The sequence below is a fragment of the Nocardia sp. NPDC004568 genome (genome assembly GCF_040609955.1).
Classification (GTDB): Bacteria; Actinomycetota; Actinomycetes; order Mycobacteriales; family Mycobacteriaceae; genus Nocardia.
This window is the reverse complement of record NZ_JBEXLL010000099.1, coordinates 1-18,108: the sequence shown is the minus strand read 5'-3', so window position 1 is coordinate 18,108 and position 18,108 is coordinate 1. Positions and strand designations below refer to the sequence as shown.

Genomic DNA, 18,108 nt, shown 5'->3' with positions numbered 1-18,108 from the left:
TGCACCCACCATCCGGTGGCCTGCGGGATCGACTGAACACCAACCGAACGACCCGGACTCAATTTCCGGGTGGACGCATTATCGGGTACCCGCCAGGACCGCATCCGGATGCCGATCGGATCCGGCTGGCCCGTATCGATCTCGGTGACGGAGAAGAACATCAGGTTGTTTTCGGCGGAACCCGAGATATTCGCCCTGGTGACCTGGTCCCGGCTGCTCCTCCGGGAGCCTGTGTCCCTACCAAAACCGAAGACGACAAGATCAGGCAACGAAACTGGCGGGGTCAATCCTCATATGGAATGTTCTGTAGCTCAGATGAACTGTGCTGGACTGTAAACGGCCCGGATGCAGTCGCAGTGCTACAACCTTGGCTGCAGCCTGGTCAATCACTGGATCACATAACCATCGACAATAGCCACCAGGTCATCGAAGGTGAACGAGCCGGGTAACGCCTCGTGGGACCGGGACCGCATCGACTGGGTCCAAGCCGAGGATCAGGTACGACTGTTGCGGCGACGGATCTTCGCGGCCGAATCACTTATAGCCACATCATATTTAGTCTCCTCCCGTATGCCCCGCGCGCCTTCCGGTGACCGTTGGCTAACCCCGGAATCCTGAGGCTGGCCCGAACCGCAAGGTAGCGATCCGGATTCCCTTCCGAGGCGGACCGCAGCGCAAGCATCTCCGGATTGACCGTTGGCATTCCCGGCTTCGGTTGGTGATTCTGTTCCGGTTACTGGAAGTGGAACGAGCGAGCGAGGAATCGGGCCGCAGACCGCGACCAGCGGCGATCGGGCCGAGATTCGTTCCGGAAGTCGTTCCACGGAATCCGTTCCAAAAGGTCCGTACGGCAGCGAATTCCGGTACATTTCGGGCATGGCGCGCACACCAGAACATCCGGCCGGCGGTCTCGAACTCGGCTACGCCCGAGTCTCGACCACCAAACAAAGCCTGGAACGACAACTCGACGCCCTCGCCGAGGCCGGACTAGGGGGTCGAGGAACATCGACGACAAAAGTCACGCTTAGCGAGTTACCGCGGATAGCCGCGCACTATGTGCGGGAACTCGGGCGATAGGCCTGCGTGACCGTCCTGGTGCCACGGCCGACTCACGAAACTATGTGCGGTAGCGCCCAGGGTCGGCGCGACTATCGGCCTCCTGGAAGGCCGATTGAGTGCTACCGGAACATTTCGCGCCGATGTTCCTCGACCCCCGAGTCAGACCCGCGGTCGGTGTCGGGCCGGGGCGCAAACCCCCGGTGAGCCAGCCCGAACGGGCGGCAGGAACCTCACGAGCCAGCCCCGACTCGACACCTCCGGCAGGCTACGGCCGGTGATCATCCAGCCAGCCAACCGGTGACACCCATATAAGCCGGAACCTCAGTGCCAGTGCGGGTACAGCTCGCGGTCGTAGAGGTCGCTGGCGTAGCCGGACAGCACCACGGTGGCCTGGCAGGCGTGCAGCGCGGCCGCGAGTTCGCGGTGCCGGCCTTCGCCGGTCATCTCGTGCCGATAGTTGCGGGCCCGCGCAGTCTCACCCAGGTAGGGCGGGTCGACGTAGAGCAGCACGGACCGGTGGCGGCCGTAGGTGGCGATCAGGTCGAGTGCCGGCCGGGATTCCAGCGACACCGCGGCCAGGCGTTCGGCGGCGGGCATCATCCGGTCGAGGTAGGCGCCGAGGTAGCCGGGCATCGAGACTCCGGACCCGGCCGGGTCGACGTGGTGGCGCCAGCCGGTGCGGCGCAGGGTGCCGGTGCGGGACTGGGTGATCCGCACCCACACCCGGCGGGCCCGCTCCAGCTCGTCCAGGCCGGACAGGTCGCCGTGCAAGGCCTCGTGTTCGGCGCGGGAATGCGGTGTCAGCGCGCATACCCGGGCGAGGTCGGCCGGGCGGTCGCGCAGGACCCGCCAGAACGTCATCAGGTCACCGTCGATGTCGTTGACCGTTTCCATCCGCGCCGCGGGCTTGGCCAGCAGCACGCTCAGCCCGCCGGCGAATGGTTCGACGTAGTGGCCGTGGTGACACGCAACAACCACAGCCGCCGCCGTGACGTCCGGGACTACATGGCCCGCCACGACGGCACGAGCTACACCCGGGCGCTTCGGGCACTCGAAGACCAGTCGTCATCGAGTGCCCCTGTGTCAGTGTCGCTTACCCGCTCGTGTTCGTCGTGCCCAGCCCACAGCGAATCACCGAAGTGCCCTTTCTACCCGTCCTCGTCGCTGACCGATCCCGAGTGGGCGCTGCTCGAGCCGCTGCTGCCGCCGGGCAACACCACAGATCGACCGATGGACACTACGAAGTACGCACACGTGACGATGGCCCCGCCGAGAGGCTGGTAGGCCACCGTCCGAACGAGCGACGGGTCACCCTGCTGCCTCCGCGGTGCGCTGGTTGTGAACCAGTTCCCATAGGTGCCCGTCGGGGTCGCGGACGTACCCGACGTAGGACCCGTCTTGTTCTCCGGCGGGCTGCCCCGATCCTCCCGTCGCCGCCGCGCGCGACACGATCTCATCAACCTCGCTTCGAGTGGCGATCGCGCATGAGAGGACGCAGCCGCCCGCCACAGAACCGGTCGGGCGCTCAATTCCGGCGCGGTCGAGATAGACCTGATATTGGCTGCCCTCGATCAGGAACAGCGAAAGGTTCGGCAGTTCGAAGGTAATCATGTAATCGTCGATTCCGGGCGTGGACAGACCAAGCCCGTCACGGTAGAAGCGCAACGCGCGTGCAAGATCGTCGACAGGCAAGGACACAACGACAGCTGTAGGGTGCATATCAGCACAATAACATGCCTTGTCATTCATGTGAATGTACGGTCATACTTGTGGGATGGACGGTTTCGCTGTGATCGCAGAGCCCATCCGCCGGGCGATCGTGGATCGGCTTCGCGTGCGCGGCCACGATGTCGGGACGCTTGTAAGCGAGTTGGGCATCCCGCAGTCCCTGGTTTCCAAACACCTGCGCGTGCTACGCGAGGCAGGCGTCGCCGAGGTCGAGGTCGCAGGCAAACGAAGGGTCTATCGGCTCACCGAGCAGCCGCTGCCGGACGTCATCTCCTGGGTCGAGCCCTACGTCGAACTCTGGAGCGTGAGTTTCGAGCGACTGGCCCAAACACTGGACGACGAGGAAAACGACGATGACGGATAACCCACGCGACGAAGTCGTCGCCGCGCAGATCCACTCCCCTATCGAGGTCCTGCTGCAGCATGACGAGGCGGACTGGACGCTCATCATGCGTCGGCGCTTTGCCCACCCACCCGAGAAACTGTGGCGGATGATCACCGAACCGGAGCGCCTCGCACGCTGGTCACCTGTCGTACCCGACCGCCCGCTCGATGAACTGGGTCCCGCGACATGCCGGGAACAGCCTCGCGATGAACCGCTCGACACCGAAGTCCTCATCGCGGACGCACCCCGCAAGCTTGTACACCGATGGGGACCCGAGATACTGGCCTGGACGATCACCCGATCCGGAGACGGGGCGACCCTCGAACTGCGCCAGACCCTCAGCGACCACACCCGGGCAAGCATGAACGCGGCGGGCTGGCAGGTCTGCCTCGGCCGTCTCGCAGCCGACCAAGACGGCGTCGAGAGAGAACGAGTCGTCGGAAACCGCGCCTGGGCCTATGGATGTCAGGAGCTGATCGAGCACTACCAGGCCACACTCAGCGGAACTGCCGGGTAGCCTGCTCGATGTCGGCGTGGGAGGTCCGTTCTTGCTCCAGCGCAGCACGGTCCTGCCCGGAACCCCTCCACAAGGTTTGTGCAAAGACGCGGCACCAAGACGCTCCCACCACGATCGACGACAATTTTCACCGCCGACCCCAGACCGCCCTCCACAACGGCGGCCACACCGAATATGTCCCGGTCTGTCCAGTTAAGGGCTGATCTTGGTTGTTGGACTCTTAGCTGGTGGCCGGGGTGAGCCGGCCCTCGAAGGCGATCTGGAAGGCGTTCAGGGGTGCTTTCCAGCGCATGGTCCATCGTTTGCGCCCGGTGCCGGTCGGGTCGAGGCTCATCAACGCCATGTAGACGCATGTCAGGGCCGCTTGTTCGTTGGGGAAGCGCCCGCGGGCCCGGACGGCCTTGCGGCGAGGAGTACGGCGAAGCGGTCTCGGCCTGGATCGGTTACACCGGCCAGAACCCGCGTAAGGGTGTCACGCACTCGCCGTGATCGGCGTGAAGATCGCGCAGATGCAGGGCCGATACGACCGGGTGGAGGCCACCCGATGAGCGCAGTGCAGAAAACCCAGATCGGCGCGGTGACCGAGGCCCGGTTGCGGGCGTTGAAGGTGTCGAAGTGGTGCGCCCGGTTGTTGGTGGCCGGCGCGTTCGCGCTGTCGGCGGTGGCGTTGACCGAACTCGCGACCAACGCCCATATTCCGTGGTGGCTGGCCTGGATCTGGCCGGTGGTGATCGACGGCAGCATCTATCAATGGAAGGACGCCGGCCTGGTGATCGAGTCCCCGATCCGGCCGGTACCCGGCTCATGATGCCGGCAGCCAACAACCCGACCGGCGGGTGACAGCGCGGGGACAGCCTCCACCGAAGCATCGAAATGATATGTCCGCAGGTCTACGGCCGAAAAAGCAGAGTGAAGATAGTTCGCATGCGAACTACATGTAACTCACAAGCATCAAGCTGATACGCCGTAATTTCCGGGTCGGTCGCGGTATCAAAATGATGTGGGGTAGCCGTAGCATCCGCCGAAAATCGGGCGGATATGGCGTAGTCGACTGGTAGGCGCCAGTTTTCGGGTTCGACATGCGCTGTCGGCTGGTTGGTGCTTGGCTGCCGATGATGATGTTGGTCGGTGCTGGTGGAGGCTGGGGTTCGTGGCAACGCGGATGTTCGCGGACGAGGAGCTGGAACGTCTGTAGGCGGCCAGGATGCGCCCGAAGTTCGCATCCGGTTGCAGGGTGGCGACGAACCCGTACAGCCCCAGGGCGATGACCCCGGCGCCGATCCAGGCCCAGCCTTTGTGTTCGCGCACGCCCTGCCACACCAGCCAGGCCCCGCCGATCTCGGCGACGGCGGCGACAGCGAACAGCAGGATCGAGCGCAATACGGTCATAGCCGCAGATCCTAAATGCCGGATTCGGCGGCCCCGGCCGACGTGGTCGTGTAGCCGCACCCGGTGCTCGCGCACGAGCCATCGGCGCTGTCGGTGCTGGTGCAGCCGCGGCGGCGCGCTCGCCAGCGTGAGTACCCGAGTCCGGCCGCGCCGAGGCCGATGAGCGCGAACCCCAGGGGTTCGAGCCATGGCAGGCTCACCAGCAGTGTGCCGCCGCCCAGGACGCCGGCGGCGATCAGCACCGGCACCAGGCAGCACCCCACGCACAGCGCCACCCCGGCGCCGATCGAGGCCCACCAGCGACGCGTCGGGTTCTCAGCAGCCACAACGCCCACCCTCACAGCTGGTCGACGCTGCCGTGGCGGTGGCCGGGGACATATCGAAACGGACCGGGCAGGAAGGCGATTCGCTGCACGCCAGCAGGTCCTCACACCCCGCCGCCAGCGCTGCGGCGAGGGTGTCGCGGACCGCGGTGAGCTCGGCGAAGGCGTCGAGCACCTCGATGTAGGTCGGTGGAACCCCGACACCCATCACCAAACCCTCTGCGGTGGCGGTGAAATCGAAGACGAAGAACGAACAGCAACTGCTCTCGCGCCCGGCCAGCTCACGCGCCAGCGTCTCGGTACCCGGGTCCACGACCACCTCGAGCCGCGCCGGATTGGGTCGGCGGGTGGTACGCGCCGAGGTAGTGAAGAACCGGTCGAACTCGGCGACCCGGATCGGCTGCTCCACGGTGGGCAGAGTGCACGCCGAGGGCACCCAATCGCCCTGATCTGGTGAAATCGTCATATTGCGACGATAAGCCTGTACCCAGGTACAGGATGCAACCCCTAATCCCCGACTCGCTCGAGGTTGCGATAGACAGTCTTGCGCGACACCGCGAACGTCTCGGCGATCTGCGCGACGGTGTAGCGGCGGCGGCCGCGTTCGTCGCGCTCCTCATACATCTCCCGCGCCTTGAGCACCTGCAAATCGCTCATGATCGGCGGGCGCCCGCCGACGCGGCCGCGCGCCCGCGCGGACTCCAAGCCTTCGACGGTGCCCTCGCTGATCAGATCGGCCAGCATCTCATCCATCGCGGCGATGACGTGGAACAGGAACCGTCCCGCCGGGGTGGTGGTGTCGATGCCCTGCTTGAGCACCACCAGATCCACCCCGCGCTCATCGAGCTGGGCGGCGAGTTCGGTCATGTGCCGCACCGACCGGAACGGGCGCGAAAGCCGGGTGATCACCAATTCGTCACCCCGGCGCAGGTATTCGAAGCACTTGTCCCACTCCGGGCGGCGGGCAAGCTTGCCGGAGGCCTTGTCCACCCAGATCCGTTCGCACCCGGCCGCGGTGAGCGCGTCGATCTGGGAGTCGTCTTTCTGCCCGCGCGTGGACACCCGCGCGTACCCGAACCGAGCCATGCCCCGAACTGTCCCACAAAGGGCTGACACCTGCGGTTTCGTCCCGTAGATACCGCACACGAGTTCTGACCCGAATTCGGTCGGCGGCGAGCTGGGCGGATTCGGCGACCCCCACCGAGAGCCGTTGTGGGACAGAAACGATCGTTTCCGACCCACTGCGCGCGGATCACCTGCCAGGCACTACGCCATATCCGCCCGATTTTCGGCGAATGCTACGGCTACCCCTACTACCGGGCCCCCGGTCGGGCGGCACGGCACCGGCGTCGTCGCGGTTGCCGGATGCGGCTGGTTCACGGCCGTCACAGCTGCCGGACGCGGGCCGCCTCGCGCATGAGGTGATCGCGTTCGGGCACACTCGTCGCGGCCCGCGCGGCCTCGGCGTATGTTCGCGCGGCCGCGTCGAGATCACCGGCGCGTTCCAGCAGATACGCCCGGACCGCCGGGTACCGGGGTATACCGGGATCCACCTCGGCCAGCGCCGCGAGACCCGCCTGCGCGCCGTCCGCCTCGCCCACCGCCACAGACCGGTTCAGCCGCACCACGGGGCTGCCGGTCAGCCGCATCAGCTCGTCGTACCATTCCACGATCTGCACCCAGTCCGTTTCGGCGGCGGTCGGGGCGTCGGCGTGCAGGGCCGCGATGGCGGCCTGCGCCTGGTATTCACCGAGCCGGTCGCGGGCCAGGGCGGTCTGCAGGATCGTCACGCCCTCGGCGATCGATGCGGTATCCCAGCGGGTGCGGTCCTGCGCAGCCAGCGGCACCAGCCGGCCGCCGGGGCCGGTTCGGGACGCACGGCGGGCCTGGTGCAGCAGCATAAGCGCGAGCAGTCCGGCGACTTCGGGATCATCGGTGGCGGCGGCGAGATGCCGCGCGAGCCGGATCGCCTCGGCCGCCAGATCCACATCTCCGCTGTAGCCCTCGTTGAACACCAGGTAGAGCACCCGCAGCACCGTGGCGAGATCGCCGGGCCGGTCCAGCGGCAGCCCCGCTATCCGGCGTTTGGCCCGGCTGATCCGCTGCGCCATGGTCGCCTCGGGAACCAGATAGGCCGTGGCGATCTGCCGGGTCGTCAGCCCGCCGACCGCCCGCAGGGTCAGCGCCACGGCCGATGCCGGAGCCAGCGACGGATGCGCGCACAGGAAATAGAGCCACAAGGTGTCGTCGGTGGCGGGCACCGGGCCGGGCGGCGGCTCCACCTCGACCGAGACCTCCCGCCCGCGCCGGGACGTCTCGGCGCGGGCGGTATCGAGGAATCGGCGCCAGGCCACCGTGACCAGCCAGGCCTTGGGGTCCCGGGGCGGATCCTGCGGCCAGGTCTCCAGTCCCCGGATCAGGGCCTCCTGGACGGCGTCCTCGGCCGACGCGAAATCCGCGCCGCGCCGGACGAGAACCGCCAGCACCGCGGGAACCAGCTCCCGCAGCAGCGCGTCGTTCACTCGGCCGCCGAAAGCGTCTCGGTGAGCAGCGGCCGGATCTCGAGCCATTCGTAGATCGGTTCACCGCGGTACCCGGGCGCGGCGGACAGCTCCGCCGCCAGTTCGAGTGCCCGATCCCAGGACTCCACATCGATGATCATCCACCCCGCGATGAGGTCCTTGGTCTCGGCGAAGGGCCCGTCGGTTACCGGCGGGCGCCCGGCGCCGTCGCCCCGCACGAAGGTCCCCTCGGGTGCCAGCGCCAGTTCGTCCACGAACTCGCCGTTGTCCCGCAGTTTATCCGCGAAATCCCGCATGTACCGGATATGCGCGTCCACCTCCTCCGGCGTCCAGCGGTCCATCGGCACGAAATCGCCGACAGGGGTGGGGCCGCCGCGGTAGTGCTTCAGCAGCAGGTACTTCATGGCGATTCTCCTTCGTCGTCGCGACCCTCGTGGCCGCTCTCGCCCCTGGGACGGAGCCCGCACGGCGTTCTCGACATCCCCGGCCCGGCGAATCCGAAATATTTTTCCAGCGCCTCGGGCAAACCTTCCACACCACCGTCTACGCGGCCGGCCGGACACAGTTGCTCACGCTCGACCCCGGACATTCCTCGCATAGTGTGCGGCTACTCGATAAGCGTGACTTTTGCCAGTCGGAACCCTGTATCGGGGACGTGCGACCCTGAAACGCGAGAACCGGCCGGGTAGCCGCCGGCCGGTTCTCGTTTTGTGAAGGTTTTCAGGCGTTCAGCCTCCAGAACCAGGGTGCCTCCTGGTCCTCGTAACGCAGCCACTTTCGCGGTCGCCCGCTGGCTACCAGGATGTCGTCGACCTGGCGGCTGAGTTTGAGGTCACTGGGTTCTGACCACATGGTGGTGGGCTCGGCGGAGAATCGGCCGTCGGGCTGGATCCACAGGCACACGTCCATGTACGGGTTGAGGCCGTGATCGTCCAGGAGTCGGTACGCGGCAGTGACACCGTCGCCGCTGGCGCCCATGTTCGCCGCCAGCATCCCGTGATCCCAGGTCAGGTGGTCGGGGTCTCCGGCGATCAGAGCGGGCCAGTCGATCGGGTGATCAGTGCGGGCCCAGTCCGGCCAGGGGCCTTCCGGCGGTTCCAGCAGCACACCGGCCAGCGCCAGCGCTAATGGGCCCGGCATCTCCATCAGCAGCTGCACGGGGAGCAGGAATTTCGCGCCGTGTCCGCACGAGGATCCGCCTGCGGCACTACCGAACGCGGCGACCCGCAGGGCATCGGCCCACATCACCGCCTCCCGGGTGAAGTACGGCCGGCACTCCTCCCAGTCGCTTTGGGCGATATCCAGTACCCCGGGTCCGCGGTACGGAGGTACGTTTCCCGATTCATCACTGGTTTCCTTTCATGGGTCAGATGGTTGCTGGTTTTATTCCGCGGTGGCTGCATCGAGTAGTTCGTCTCGTCGGTGGCGATGACCCTGGCGGCGCCGGCGGCGAGCAGCTCTTCCATTTCGCGGCCTGCCGGGTGACGGCGATCGGCACGGCGCCGATCTGATTCGCGATCTGTATCGCCGCCCGGCCGACACCACCGGAGGCGGCGGTGACGAGGACGTGGTCGCCGGGACGCATCCGCGCCTTCTCTACGAGCGCGCCGTAGGCGGTGGAGAACGCGACCCAGCTCGCCGCGGCCTCCACGACTCCGAGCCCGGCGGGCCGGGCGAGGACCCGGCTCGCCGGGACCGTGGTGTATTCGCCGTAGCTGCCCCGGACGCTCGCGTCCGGAACAGCGGTGAGAACGACCGGATCGCCGATCTCCGGCCCGGTGGTTCCGGGGCCCACCGCGTCGACGACGCCGGTTCCTTCGACGCCGAGGCGAGCATGCGGCAGGTCGACGGCGGCGGGCAGGCCACCGGAACGCATCATCTGGTCGAGCGGGTTGACGGCGAACGCTTCGATCCTGACCCGTACCTCGCCGGCCGCGGGCTCGACGACCGGCTCCTCGACGATCCGTAGGACATCCGGCCCGCCGAACCGGTCGAACAAGACTACTCGTGGCATGGTGATTCCTCCGCATCCAGCGTTGATTTCGTACTGCGGAAAACGCTACGGAGCCCTGGGTTACCTCCTGGTACCTTCGAATTCCATGCAGAACACCGCCGGACCGGCCTTCCTCGCCGACTGCCCCACCGGCCTGGCGGTCGAGATCATCTCCGACAAATGGACCGTGCTCGTGCTCTTCGGGCTCAGCCATCGGCCTCACCGGCACGGCGAACTCGTCGACCTCATCGGCGGCATCTCACGCAAGGTCCTCACCCAGACGCTGCGCCGACTCCAGCAGTACGGGTTGGTCGATCGCCATGCCGAGGCGCCACGGCGGGTCGTCTACAGCCTCACCGACCTGGGCCGGACCCTCGTCGAACCCATCGAAGTGCTGACGGACTGGGCGCGGGACCGCGGCGGCGCCATCGTCGACTTCCAGGAGGCGGCCCGAGCCGCCGCTCCGGCCCCGGCTCACCCGGCGCGTTGATCTCGACGACGGTCCGGCCCACCCGCGCCCGACGCCGGGCCCGGACGACGCGGTGCCCGACCGGTTCCGGCGGGATGCGCGAACGACCGCCCCTCCCCGCCCCCGTGCTTCGTCGGCGCGCGGGTTCGCGATGGCCCCCTCGGGCACGCAGAGTCCACCACCCGGATTTCGGCCGGGCGCGGCGGAGTGCGGGGACTAATATTCCGGGGGTGTCGTTGCCGAGTGATATGCGTGCGTTCAATCGGTCCGTGATCGAGAACTTCCGTGCCGGAGACGGGAGAATCACGAGGGAGGGGATGCTGAAGGGGTCCGATCTCGTACTGCTGACCACTGTCGGCAGGCGCAGCGGGCGGCAACATATCGTGCCGCTCGGTTACCTGACCGACGGTGACGATCGGACCGTGTTGTGGGCGTCGGATATGGCCGCGGCCGAACACCCGCAGTGGTACCGGAACCTGGTCGCCGAACCGCAGGTCATCATCGAGCGGCCCACCCCGGCCGGTATCGACCTGTTCACCGGTACCGCGCATACGGCCGCCGGTCCCGAACGAGAGCGACTGTTCGCGATACTGGAGGAGCGGTTCCCGCATATGGCCGCACATCAGCAGCAGACCGAACGGGAGATCCCGCTCGTGGTGGTGGAACGGGTATCGGGCTTGGCCGACTAGTGTTCCGCGCCTGAAATCCGTTGGGTAATTGTAGGATTCGGCGGTGGCGAGAACGGGGCGGCCGAGATCGGGTCCGGAGTTGGTGGTGACCGAGGCGCAGCGGCAGGAGTTGGTGCGGGGTGCGCGGGCGGCGACGTCGACGCAGGCGTATGCGTTGCGGTGCAGGATCGTGCTGGCGTGCGCGGAGCCGGGTGTGGCGAACGCGTATGTGGCGGCAGCAGTGGGTGTCACGCCGATGACCGTGGCGAAGTGGCGAAGACGGTTCATCGAACACGGTCTGCCCGGGCTGGCCGATGAGCCGCGGCCGGGCAGGCCGCCGTCGATCCTGCTGGACCGGGTGGAACAGGTACTGGCGGAGGCGGTCCGGGATGATTCCCCGTTCCGGAAGGTGCCACTGCGTCGGCTCGGCGACGTCGAAGCCCTCACAGCCGGCTGGATCGCCTGGTACAACCAGTCCCGGCTGATGCACAGGCTCGGCCGTAAACGACCGATCGAGTACGAAGCCGAGTACTATGCACAGCTGACCGAGCAACCGGTCGGAAACAGATAACCGGGTGTGCACGGAAGCCGGGGAGATTCATCACGATTCCGGGGCCGCCTCCTGGGCGAGCATCCGCGCGATCGCGGGATCGGGGACCGGGCAGGGCGCCCCAGACACGGGTGTGTGACGATCTGCTGTGCACGCCGGGTCGGAGGCAGTGCAACTATCGGAGGAGTTTGTGGCAGATCCGCGTCGGTTGGTGCAGCAAGCACTCGTGCGGATTACAACGGCACTCGTCGACGGTGTCACCCACATACGGCACAGGAACACCTCGGGTACGGCCGGAAGAGTGCACAAAGCGGCTCACGAGTGGGAGAACCTGGGTCCCGAACTGGCGAAACCGTTCTCGGCGACCACCCGTGACCGGGATCAAGTCGACCGGGCTGCGATCAGTGAGCACGACTCCGACGAGTTCGTCGGTCCGTTGCCCAGCTCTGCAGCAACTGCGCATACCCCGAACCTTGAGACAAAGCTGCTGACTCCTGATGATTGGCGGGTACGTCGCGAAGTCGTGCTGGCTAAACTGCGCGAGTCCCCGGACCACTACAAGACCAGATACGAAACAGCTGCAGCGCGGACCGAGCAGCAGTGGCGCGACATGATCACCAGCCGAACCAGCGTTTTCACGGTCTTTCGCGACGGGAAGCCCGTCGGCGAACTGGCCTCCTGGCCATCCACGGACCATCCCGACGCCCAAGAGATCCACGCTGTGTGGGTTGACCCCACAGCGCGCCGCAGCGGTGCCAGTGACCAACTGATGCAAACCCAACTGCAATGGCTGGAGCGGCACGGCCATCCACGGATGGTCTTGTGGACACGCGAAGACAACACACCCATGCAGAGCCTGGCAGAAAGACATGGATTCACTCGTACCGGAAACACAAGGGCCCGCTCCGGCGGCGGCATTCCATCGGTCGAAATGGGACGCAACCTGACATCGGACCTCCCGGACAGTCATTGATGTCGGAGTTTTCGGCTCACCCAGTCCCGGCAGCTCACGCTGCTCCGGCGGGCGCTCACCACGATAGTGACACGGAACACCGACTGACCCGAGCTTGGCCCCACCCCGCTTGGTCCCCACCAGCTCCGCTCGTCGCCCACCAGCGTCCAGCAGTCGACCAACTCGTCCTGGTCCAGCTCTCTCATCACCTGCGGCAAGCTACACCCGCGAAAGCCGTTGCCACACAGCTTTTACGACAGGCTCATGTACCTGGTGACACGATCCTTAGTACTCCAGCCGCACTTGGTTATATAATCGGCGTCTTCGCTGGTAGTGAGCCTTTCTGGCTCGGTATTGGTGCCAACGCCGCCAGGTTGACCACTGCCAGATGGCGGTGCGGTCGGGGCGGTGGGTGATCACGTGTGCCAGAAGACGGCGGATCTCGCCGAGGGTGAGCGAGATGAGTTCGCTGCCAATACTTTTTGGCGATATTGCTGCGGTGACTGCGAGGTAGGTGTGGGCGAGCATGGCGAGGCAGTAGCCGAGGTAGCGGTGGAACTGCTCTTCGGGGCCGAAGAGCAGGCTCCTGATCTTCGAGTGCAGACCGTCGGCGCCGATCACGAGATCGAAGGTGCGCCGGGCCCCGCCACGAAAGTCCACGTCCACACCCCGTTCGTGCTCGCGGAGGGCCACGACGGAATCGTCGAAGCGGACTTCGACGTCGTCACGGACCGTGCTGTAGATGATGTCGGTGAGGTTCCCGCGGCGCACCTCCAGGTCGCGACCCTCGGTTCCGCCCGTGAGCGCGTCGGGCCGGACCGCGGCGATCGGGCCGCCGTCCGGATCCAGGAAGGTGATCCTGCGCGTATCGATATGCGCGGCGCGGAGCTGCGGCAGTAGGCCCATCCGCTCGACCACCCCCAGGGCGGTACCGCGGATATCGATGGGATACCTGCCGCCGCGGGTCGCGCTCGCCCGCTCCACCACGGTGACGTCGAATCCGTACCGGTGCAGCCAGTACGCCGTCGCGGGGCCGGCGAGGCCGGCGCCGGAGCTCAACACCGTGCGTCTCATGAGTACTCCTGGACAGCCGGCGAGAGGCGCTCGGCGGCAATCGATCTCGCCGCGCCGAGAAATGCTCGCCATGATTCTGGACCTGGGTCTCGCGCCGGTCGTGCCATACGGTTCGGTCGCCGATGCCGATCACCGGCCACCGGAACCGCGGAAGCACCTCGTCGCGGTGTTCCCGGCCGACCGGCTCGAGCACAGTTCGAATCGTCGCCGATACCGCGCCGCGCATCGCAGGGTCGGCCGACCCCAGAAGGAGTTCGATGTCATCCGTGCGTGCCCCCGCGATCGGGTTGTCCGTCTTCGGTGTTGTCGCCGTGTGTTGTCTGAGCCTCGTCCTGAGCACCGCACGCGGACCGGTCACCGAGGTCGACGCCGAATACGCGGCGATCTTCACGGATGTCTCCGGACTCACCGCCGGAAGCGGCGTCCGGCTGGCCGGAGCGCGGGTCGGTACGGTCACCGCGATCGATATCACCGACGACGCCACCGCCCGGGTGGGGTTCAGCGTCGGCAGCGACCGGCAGATCCTGGACACCACTCGTGCCGCGGTCCGCTATCAGAGCCTGCTCGGGCAGTACTACGTGGAACTGTTCGAATCCGGGCCCGGCGGGACCGCGCTCGCTACCGGGGCGACCATTCCGCGCGAGCGGACCGCGCCGAGTTTCGACGTGTCGCGGCTGTTCGACGGATTCCGGCCGTTGTTCACCGAGCTCGACCTCGAGGAACTGGGGCAGGTGGCCGAGAACGTGGGCCGGGTCCTCAGGGGCGACAGTGCGGGTATCGGACCGGTACTGACGGCTCTGGGCGACCTGCTCGAGTACGCGACGAACGAGCACGCGGCGGTCGCGGTGTTCATTCACAATCTGGGGAAGATCGCCACCGAGCTCGGCGGTGTCGCCGAACAGGTCGGCGTGCTGATCGAGCAGATCGCCGCCCTGGTCGGGCTTTTCGACAGTGCCGTGGAGCTGGTGAACTCACTGTTCGCGGAGGGTTCGAGCCTCGATTCGGAGGGGGGTCTTCTCGCCGAACCGCGATCCCTTCCCGAAGCCGCCTACCCGGCTCTGCACGAGCAGTTGCGCGAACTCGCGTCGCGCCCCGACCAGCTCGTGGAAGTCCTGTCGCTGAAGCCGGAACTGATCGACGGATTGAACTCGGACCGCCCGGCGGGCGGCCCTCGCTCCGCATCGACCTGTTCGACCTGGCCGTTCACCCCGGCGGGACTCGCCGGGACACAGCCGCGCGCGGTGTGCCGATGACGCGCGCCCGACCGCGCCGGATCGGGTGCGGCGTCGGTTCCGTCCTCCGATCACGCTGCGACACCAGCGCTCCCGTGGCAAGTGAGGATTCCCGGTGAGCGACACCTCGGAACCCGGCGAACAGCGGAAGCTCGCGACACGGCGCGCGTCCGGTGCGCTGGCCACCGTATCGGCGTGGGGACTCGCCGCGGCCGCGTTCGTCGTCCTGGCGGCACTTCTCGGCTGGCGCTGGTATTCCGCCCAGCACGAGCTGGACGACCTGCGCGACCGCATCACCGATCGCGACCGGGTGGCCGCTGTCGCCACCGGCTACGCGCACCGTTCGCTGACCTACGACTTCCGCGATCTCGACGCCTTCTTCGCCGGTGTCCGGCAGGGAACCACCGCCGGGTTCTCCCACCGCTACGACACCGTGGGCGACACCCTCGCGAACATCATGACCGAGGCGGAGGTCGTCGCCCAGGGCGAGGTCGTGGCCACCGCGGTGGACGCCGTCGACGGTGACAACTACATCGTCACCGTTTTCGCGACCCAGCAGACCCGCAATGTCCGGCACCCGGAACCGGTCGGCACGTCCACCCTGGTGACCGTGAATGTGCAGCGGGTCGGCGACGAATGGCTTGTCGCCGATTACCGCCCGCGGTGATCCGCCGGCCGGAATCGCCGGGCCGCCGGCCACGTCCGCGGGAAGGGGACCGTATGAGTGTGGAGCGGTTTCAGGTCCGGCGCGAGAGCGCGGCAACGTCCGGCTGCTCGTCCGCGTGACCCGGCGCCGGTGCGGGATCGTGGGTGACCTCGCCGGGCCCGCTCATCCGCGATCGCCGCCGGTGAGCGAGGGCTGAATCCGCCACAGCGCGAACGCGCCGAGTATCGCGGCGACCGATCCGATCGCCAGGGCGAGAAAGCCGCCGACGATTCCGTATCCGGTGCCGGGCCCGCCCTCGGCGGCGAGGACGACCAACCCACCGAGCACCAGACCGACCACCCCGGCCACCAGTGCGACGATCGCCGAGCGGCGGCCGGTACGGCGGCGGACGGCACGCGCGCCGATCACCACACCGACGAGTCCCACCGCCGCGCCCACCAGGGACCAGAAGCGTCCGGGGGTCAACCCGGAGACGTCCGACTGGGCCAGGATCTGCGAGGTGGCGAACAGGTGATGGACGGACATGGCGTGCTCCTTCTGCGAGGACTGGACTGTGGACCATCGTCGCCGCCGGGCCCGCCTCCGGTCGTCCTGCGCACGCAGGCATTACCGGCTGCCGCCGGGGGTGTAGAACTGCGCGGGAGTACTGCGGACGCAGTAGCGGTGATCATCCCCGTGCCCGATTCCCCCGGGCGCGCGGCGGGCTAGGGTGCAACCATGGAAAGGCTCCGGAACTGGGGGATCGCCGGAGGCGTCGCGGTGTTCCAGCTCGTCTCCGGATTGTCCGGACCCCCGCTCGGCTGGGTGCTGCTGGTCGTCGGCGGGCTGGCGCCGGCCGCCGCCGGCCGGGCACCGATTGCCGTACTGGCCGTCACGGGAGCGACCGCGTTGGCCTACCAGGCCCTCGGAGTCGGCGTGCCCGCGGTCGCGTTCCTGGTCGCCGTGTACGCGGCCGTTCGTGCCGGGCGCTGGGTGGCGGCGGTGACGGCGTCGGTGGTCATGATGCTCGCCATGCCGCTGGCGCTCCTGGTTTCGCCGCGGGGACTACTCGTGAGCGAGGCACTGGTGGAGTCACGGGACGTACTGCAACTGGCGTGGCTGGTCGCCGCGGGCGCGGCGGGCGAAGCGTTACGGCAGGCCGAACGGCGCGCCGACGAGGCCGAACGCACCCGGGAGGAGACCGCGCGACGGCGGGCCGACGAGGAGCGGTTGCATATCGCGCGAGAGCTGCACGACTCACTCACCCACCAGATCTCGGTGATCAAGATACAGGCCGAGGTGGCCGTCCACTCGGCCCGTCGCCGTGGCGAGCAGGTGCCCGAGGCGGTGCTGGCGATCCTGGAGGCCGGCCGCGAGGCATCCCGGGAGTTGCGGGCCACCCTGGCGGTCCTGCGCGACGACCGTCCACCCTCGTACGGGCTCGACCACGTCGCGGAGCTCGTGGACCGGGTCCGCGCCACCGGCCTGGACACGAAACTGACGGTCACGGGACGGGCCGAGGCCGTACCGGGGCCCGTGGACCGGACCGCCTACCGGATCGTCCAGGAGTCGCTGACCAACATCACCCGGCACGCCGCCGCCGGGACCGCTACGGTCCATATCGATTACCGCCGCGATTCTCTGGTGATCCAGGTGGACGACGACGGCCGCGCCCTGCCGGACACGACTACCGAACCAGGTGTGGGACTGGTGGGGATGCGTGAACGGGTCACCGCCCTGGGCGGCCGATTGCAGGCCGCGCCCCGCGACGAGGGCGGGTTCACCGTCCGGGCCGAGCTACCCGTGGAGCGGACGCCGTGATCCGCGTCCTGCTCGTCGACGACCAGCCGCTGATCCGCAGCGGTTTCCGCGCCCTGCTCGACCTGGAGGACGATATCGAGGTCGTGGCCGAGGCCGCCGATGGCGCCCGGGGCGTCGAACTGGCTCGCGAACACCTGCCCGATATCGCACTGGTCGATATCCAGATGCCCGGCGTCGACGGTATCGAAGCGACCCGGCGCATCGCCGCGGACCCGGCTCTGGCCGGAGTGCACGTGGTGATCCTCACCAACTACGGTCTGGACGAACACGTCTTCGACGCCCTGCGCGCGGGTGCGGCCGGATTCCTGGTCAAGGACATCCACCCGGAGGACTTCCTGCACGCCGTCCGGGTCGCGGCCCGCGGTGACGCGCTGCTCGCGCCGTCGATCACCCGCAAGTTGATCGACCGATACGTCAGCCGGCCGCCGGCCCCGGGGCCGATCGCCGCGACGACCGAGCTGACCAACCGCGAGCGAGAGGTGGTCGTCCTCGTCGCGCGGGGCCTGTCGAACGACGAGATAGCCGCCCATCTGGTGATCAGCCCGCTGACCGCCAAAACGCACGTCAACCGGGCCATGACCAAACTCCACGCCCGCGACCGTGCCCAATTGGTGGTGCTGGCCTACGAATCCGGCTTGGTGATACCGCGCCGGGGGTGATCGCCCCAACCCTGCGCGCGAACGTCGATACGCCCGGCCCGCCCGTTACCTTTTTCGTGGGCCCGGAACCGGGCCCACGGTCGCCAGGCCCGGTATGACTTCTTGCCCCTGTCTCTTCCAT

24 protein-coding genes and 2 pseudogenes are annotated in these 18,108 nt (G+C 67.5%); 13 read left to right on the top strand and 13 right to left on the bottom strand.

All coding sequences use genetic code 11. The features are described 5' to 3' along the window. The first annotated feature begins 20 nt into the window (after positions 1–20). Entirely contained in the window at positions 21–449 is a 429-nt protein-coding gene (locus tag ABZV91_RS29425; protein ID WP_355248640.1) for a hypothetical protein, read from the top strand. Positions 450–876: 427 nt separating this feature from the next. Further along, entirely contained in the window at positions 877–1,077 is a 201-nt protein-coding gene (locus ABZV91_RS29420) for a recombinase family protein (RefSeq protein ID WP_355248637.1), read from the top strand. Positions 1,078–1,380: 303 nt separating this feature from the next. Here ABZV91_RS29420 and ABZV91_RS29415 read toward each other — a convergent pair whose 3' ends face one another. Together ABZV91_RS29415 and ABZV91_RS29410 are read right to left on the bottom strand one after the other, a co-directional pair. Further along, positions 1,381–2,037 (bottom strand): DNA adenine methylase, encoded by a 657-nt coding sequence (locus ABZV91_RS29415; RefSeq protein ID WP_355248634.1) that lies wholly within the window; start codon positions 2,035–2,037, stop codon positions 1,381–1,383. Positions 2,038–2,367: 330 nt separating this feature from the next. Further along, positions 2,368–2,757: a VOC family protein gene (locus ABZV91_RS29410; protein WP_355248631.1), complete on the bottom strand. Its 390-nt coding sequence runs from the start codon at positions 2,755–2,757 to the stop codon at positions 2,368–2,370. 76 nt (positions 2,758–2,833) lie between these two features. On the opposite strand from ABZV91_RS29410, the gene ABZV91_RS29405 reads away from it, so the two are divergent. Together ABZV91_RS29405 and ABZV91_RS29400 are read left to right on the top strand one after the other, a co-directional pair. Next, complete coding sequence (locus ABZV91_RS29405) at positions 2,834–3,151, top strand: metalloregulator ArsR/SmtB family transcription factor (protein WP_355248628.1); 318 nt, start codon at positions 2,834–2,836, stop codon at positions 3,149–3,151. Then, positions 3,141–3,689, top strand: coding sequence for an SRPBCC domain-containing protein (locus ABZV91_RS29400; RefSeq protein WP_355248625.1), 549 nt, complete (start codon positions 3,141–3,143; stop codon positions 3,687–3,689). The genes ABZV91_RS29405 and ABZV91_RS29400 overlap by 11 nt, the downstream gene beginning before the upstream one ends. A 220-nt stretch (positions 3,690–3,909) precedes the next feature. On the opposite strand, the pseudogene ABZV91_RS29395 reads toward ABZV91_RS29400, so the two are convergent. Further along, a pseudogene (locus tag ABZV91_RS29395) lies at positions 3,910–4,098 on the bottom strand (IS256 family transposase); the annotation flags it as partial. 135 nt (positions 4,099–4,233) lie between these two features. Between ABZV91_RS29395 and ABZV91_RS29390 the strand changes: the two are divergent. After that, positions 4,234–4,497: a DUF2637 domain-containing protein gene (locus tag ABZV91_RS29390; RefSeq protein WP_355248622.1), complete on the top strand. Its 264-nt coding sequence runs from the start codon at positions 4,234–4,236 to the stop codon at positions 4,495–4,497. Between the two features lie 383 nt (positions 4,498–4,880). On the opposite strand, the pseudogene ABZV91_RS29385 reads toward ABZV91_RS29390, so the two are convergent. The 8 genes and pseudogenes from ABZV91_RS29385 to ABZV91_RS29350 all read right to left on the bottom strand — a co-directional run. Continuing rightward, positions 4,881–5,078, bottom strand: a pseudogene (locus ABZV91_RS29385) (YnfA family protein); the annotation flags it as partial. Between the two features lie 11 nt (positions 5,079–5,089). Further along, complete coding sequence (locus ABZV91_RS29380; RefSeq protein ID WP_355248619.1) at positions 5,090–5,404, bottom strand: hypothetical protein; 315 nt, start codon at positions 5,402–5,404, stop codon at positions 5,090–5,092. Beyond that, positions 5,394–5,867, bottom strand: coding sequence for a hypothetical protein (locus ABZV91_RS29375; RefSeq protein ID WP_355248617.1), 474 nt, complete (start codon positions 5,865–5,867; stop codon positions 5,394–5,396). Before ABZV91_RS29375 ends, ABZV91_RS29380 begins: the two co-directional genes overlap by 11 nt. A 41-nt stretch (positions 5,868–5,908) precedes the next feature. Then, entirely contained in the window at positions 5,909–6,487 is a 579-nt protein-coding gene (locus ABZV91_RS29370; RefSeq protein WP_355248614.1) for a recombinase family protein, read from the bottom strand. Positions 6,488–6,786: 299 nt separating this feature from the next. Further along, entirely contained in the window at positions 6,787–7,923 is a 1,137-nt protein-coding gene (locus ABZV91_RS29365; RefSeq protein ID WP_355248611.1) for a DUF6596 domain-containing protein, read from the bottom strand. Further along, complete coding sequence (locus ABZV91_RS29360) at positions 7,920–8,327, bottom strand: YciI family protein (protein WP_355248608.1); 408 nt, start codon at positions 8,325–8,327, stop codon at positions 7,920–7,922. The genes ABZV91_RS29365 and ABZV91_RS29360 overlap by 4 nt, the downstream gene beginning before the upstream one ends. A gap of 316 nt (positions 8,328–8,643) precedes the next feature. After that, a complete protein-coding gene (locus ABZV91_RS29355) occupies positions 8,644–9,168 on the bottom strand; it encodes a hypothetical protein (RefSeq protein WP_355248605.1) in 525 nt (174 codons plus the stop codon). Positions 9,169–9,289: 121 nt separating this feature from the next. Continuing rightward, the gene (locus tag ABZV91_RS29350; RefSeq protein ID WP_355248602.1) at positions 9,290–9,937 is read right to left on the bottom strand and encodes an alcohol dehydrogenase catalytic domain-containing protein; all 648 of its coding nucleotides are present in this window, start codon (positions 9,935–9,937) and stop codon (positions 9,290–9,292) included. A gap of 85 nt (positions 9,938–10,022) precedes the next feature. Between ABZV91_RS29350 and ABZV91_RS29345 the strand changes: the two genes are divergently transcribed. The 4 genes from ABZV91_RS29345 to ABZV91_RS29330 all read left to right on the top strand — a co-directional run bounded on the left by ABZV91_RS29345 (position 10,023) and on the right by ABZV91_RS29330 (position 12,576). Beyond that, entirely contained in the window at positions 10,023–10,406 is a 384-nt protein-coding gene (locus ABZV91_RS29345; protein ID WP_355248599.1) for a helix-turn-helix domain-containing protein, read from the top strand. A gap of 74 nt (positions 10,407–10,480) precedes the next feature. Then, the gene (locus tag ABZV91_RS29340) at positions 10,481–11,074 is read left to right on the top strand and encodes a nitroreductase/quinone reductase family protein (protein ID WP_355248596.1); all 594 of its coding nucleotides are present in this window, start codon (positions 10,481–10,483) and stop codon (positions 11,072–11,074) included. 43 nt (positions 11,075–11,117) lie between these two features. Continuing rightward, complete coding sequence (locus tag ABZV91_RS29335; RefSeq protein WP_355248593.1) at positions 11,118–11,624, top strand: helix-turn-helix domain-containing protein; 507 nt, start codon at positions 11,118–11,120, stop codon at positions 11,622–11,624. 169 nt (positions 11,625–11,793) lie between these two features. After that, positions 11,794–12,576, top strand: a complete 783-nt coding sequence (locus ABZV91_RS29330) for a GNAT family N-acetyltransferase (protein ID WP_355248590.1) — start codon at positions 11,794–11,796, stop codon at positions 12,574–12,576. Between the two features lie 264 nt (positions 12,577–12,840). Here ABZV91_RS29330 and ABZV91_RS29325 read toward each other — a convergent pair whose 3' ends face one another. Then, positions 12,841–13,629: an FAD-dependent monooxygenase gene (locus tag ABZV91_RS29325; RefSeq protein ID WP_355248587.1), complete on the bottom strand. Its 789-nt coding sequence runs from the start codon at positions 13,627–13,629 to the stop codon at positions 12,841–12,843. A gap of 257 nt (positions 13,630–13,886) precedes the next feature. Here ABZV91_RS29325 and ABZV91_RS29320 point away from each other — a divergent pair, with 257 nt between their 5' ends. Further along, positions 13,887–14,882: an MCE family protein gene (locus ABZV91_RS29320; RefSeq protein ID WP_355248584.1), complete on the top strand. Its 996-nt coding sequence runs from the start codon at positions 13,887–13,889 to the stop codon at positions 14,880–14,882. Positions 14,883–14,976: 94 nt separating this feature from the next. Then, positions 14,977–15,528, top strand: coding sequence for a hypothetical protein (locus tag ABZV91_RS29315; protein WP_355248581.1), 552 nt, complete (start codon positions 14,977–14,979; stop codon positions 15,526–15,528). Between the two features lie 162 nt (positions 15,529–15,690). On the opposite strand, the gene ABZV91_RS29310 is transcribed toward ABZV91_RS29315, so the two are convergent. Then, positions 15,691–16,053: a DUF6223 family protein gene (locus ABZV91_RS29310; RefSeq protein ID WP_355248578.1), complete on the bottom strand. Its 363-nt coding sequence runs from the start codon at positions 16,051–16,053 to the stop codon at positions 15,691–15,693. A 192-nt stretch (positions 16,054–16,245) separates the two neighbouring features. Between ABZV91_RS29310 and ABZV91_RS29305 the strand changes: the two genes are divergently transcribed. Both ABZV91_RS29305 and ABZV91_RS29300 read left to right on the top strand, forming a co-directional pair. Continuing rightward, positions 16,246–17,328, top strand: coding sequence for a histidine kinase (locus tag ABZV91_RS29305; RefSeq protein WP_355248575.1), 1,083 nt, complete (start codon positions 16,246–16,248; stop codon positions 17,326–17,328). Further along, entirely contained in the window at positions 17,325–17,987 is a 663-nt protein-coding gene (locus ABZV91_RS29300; RefSeq protein ID WP_355248572.1) for a response regulator transcription factor, read from the top strand. The genes ABZV91_RS29305 and ABZV91_RS29300 overlap by 4 nt, the downstream gene beginning before the upstream one ends. The last annotated feature ends 121 nt before the right edge of the window (positions 17,988–18,108 follow it).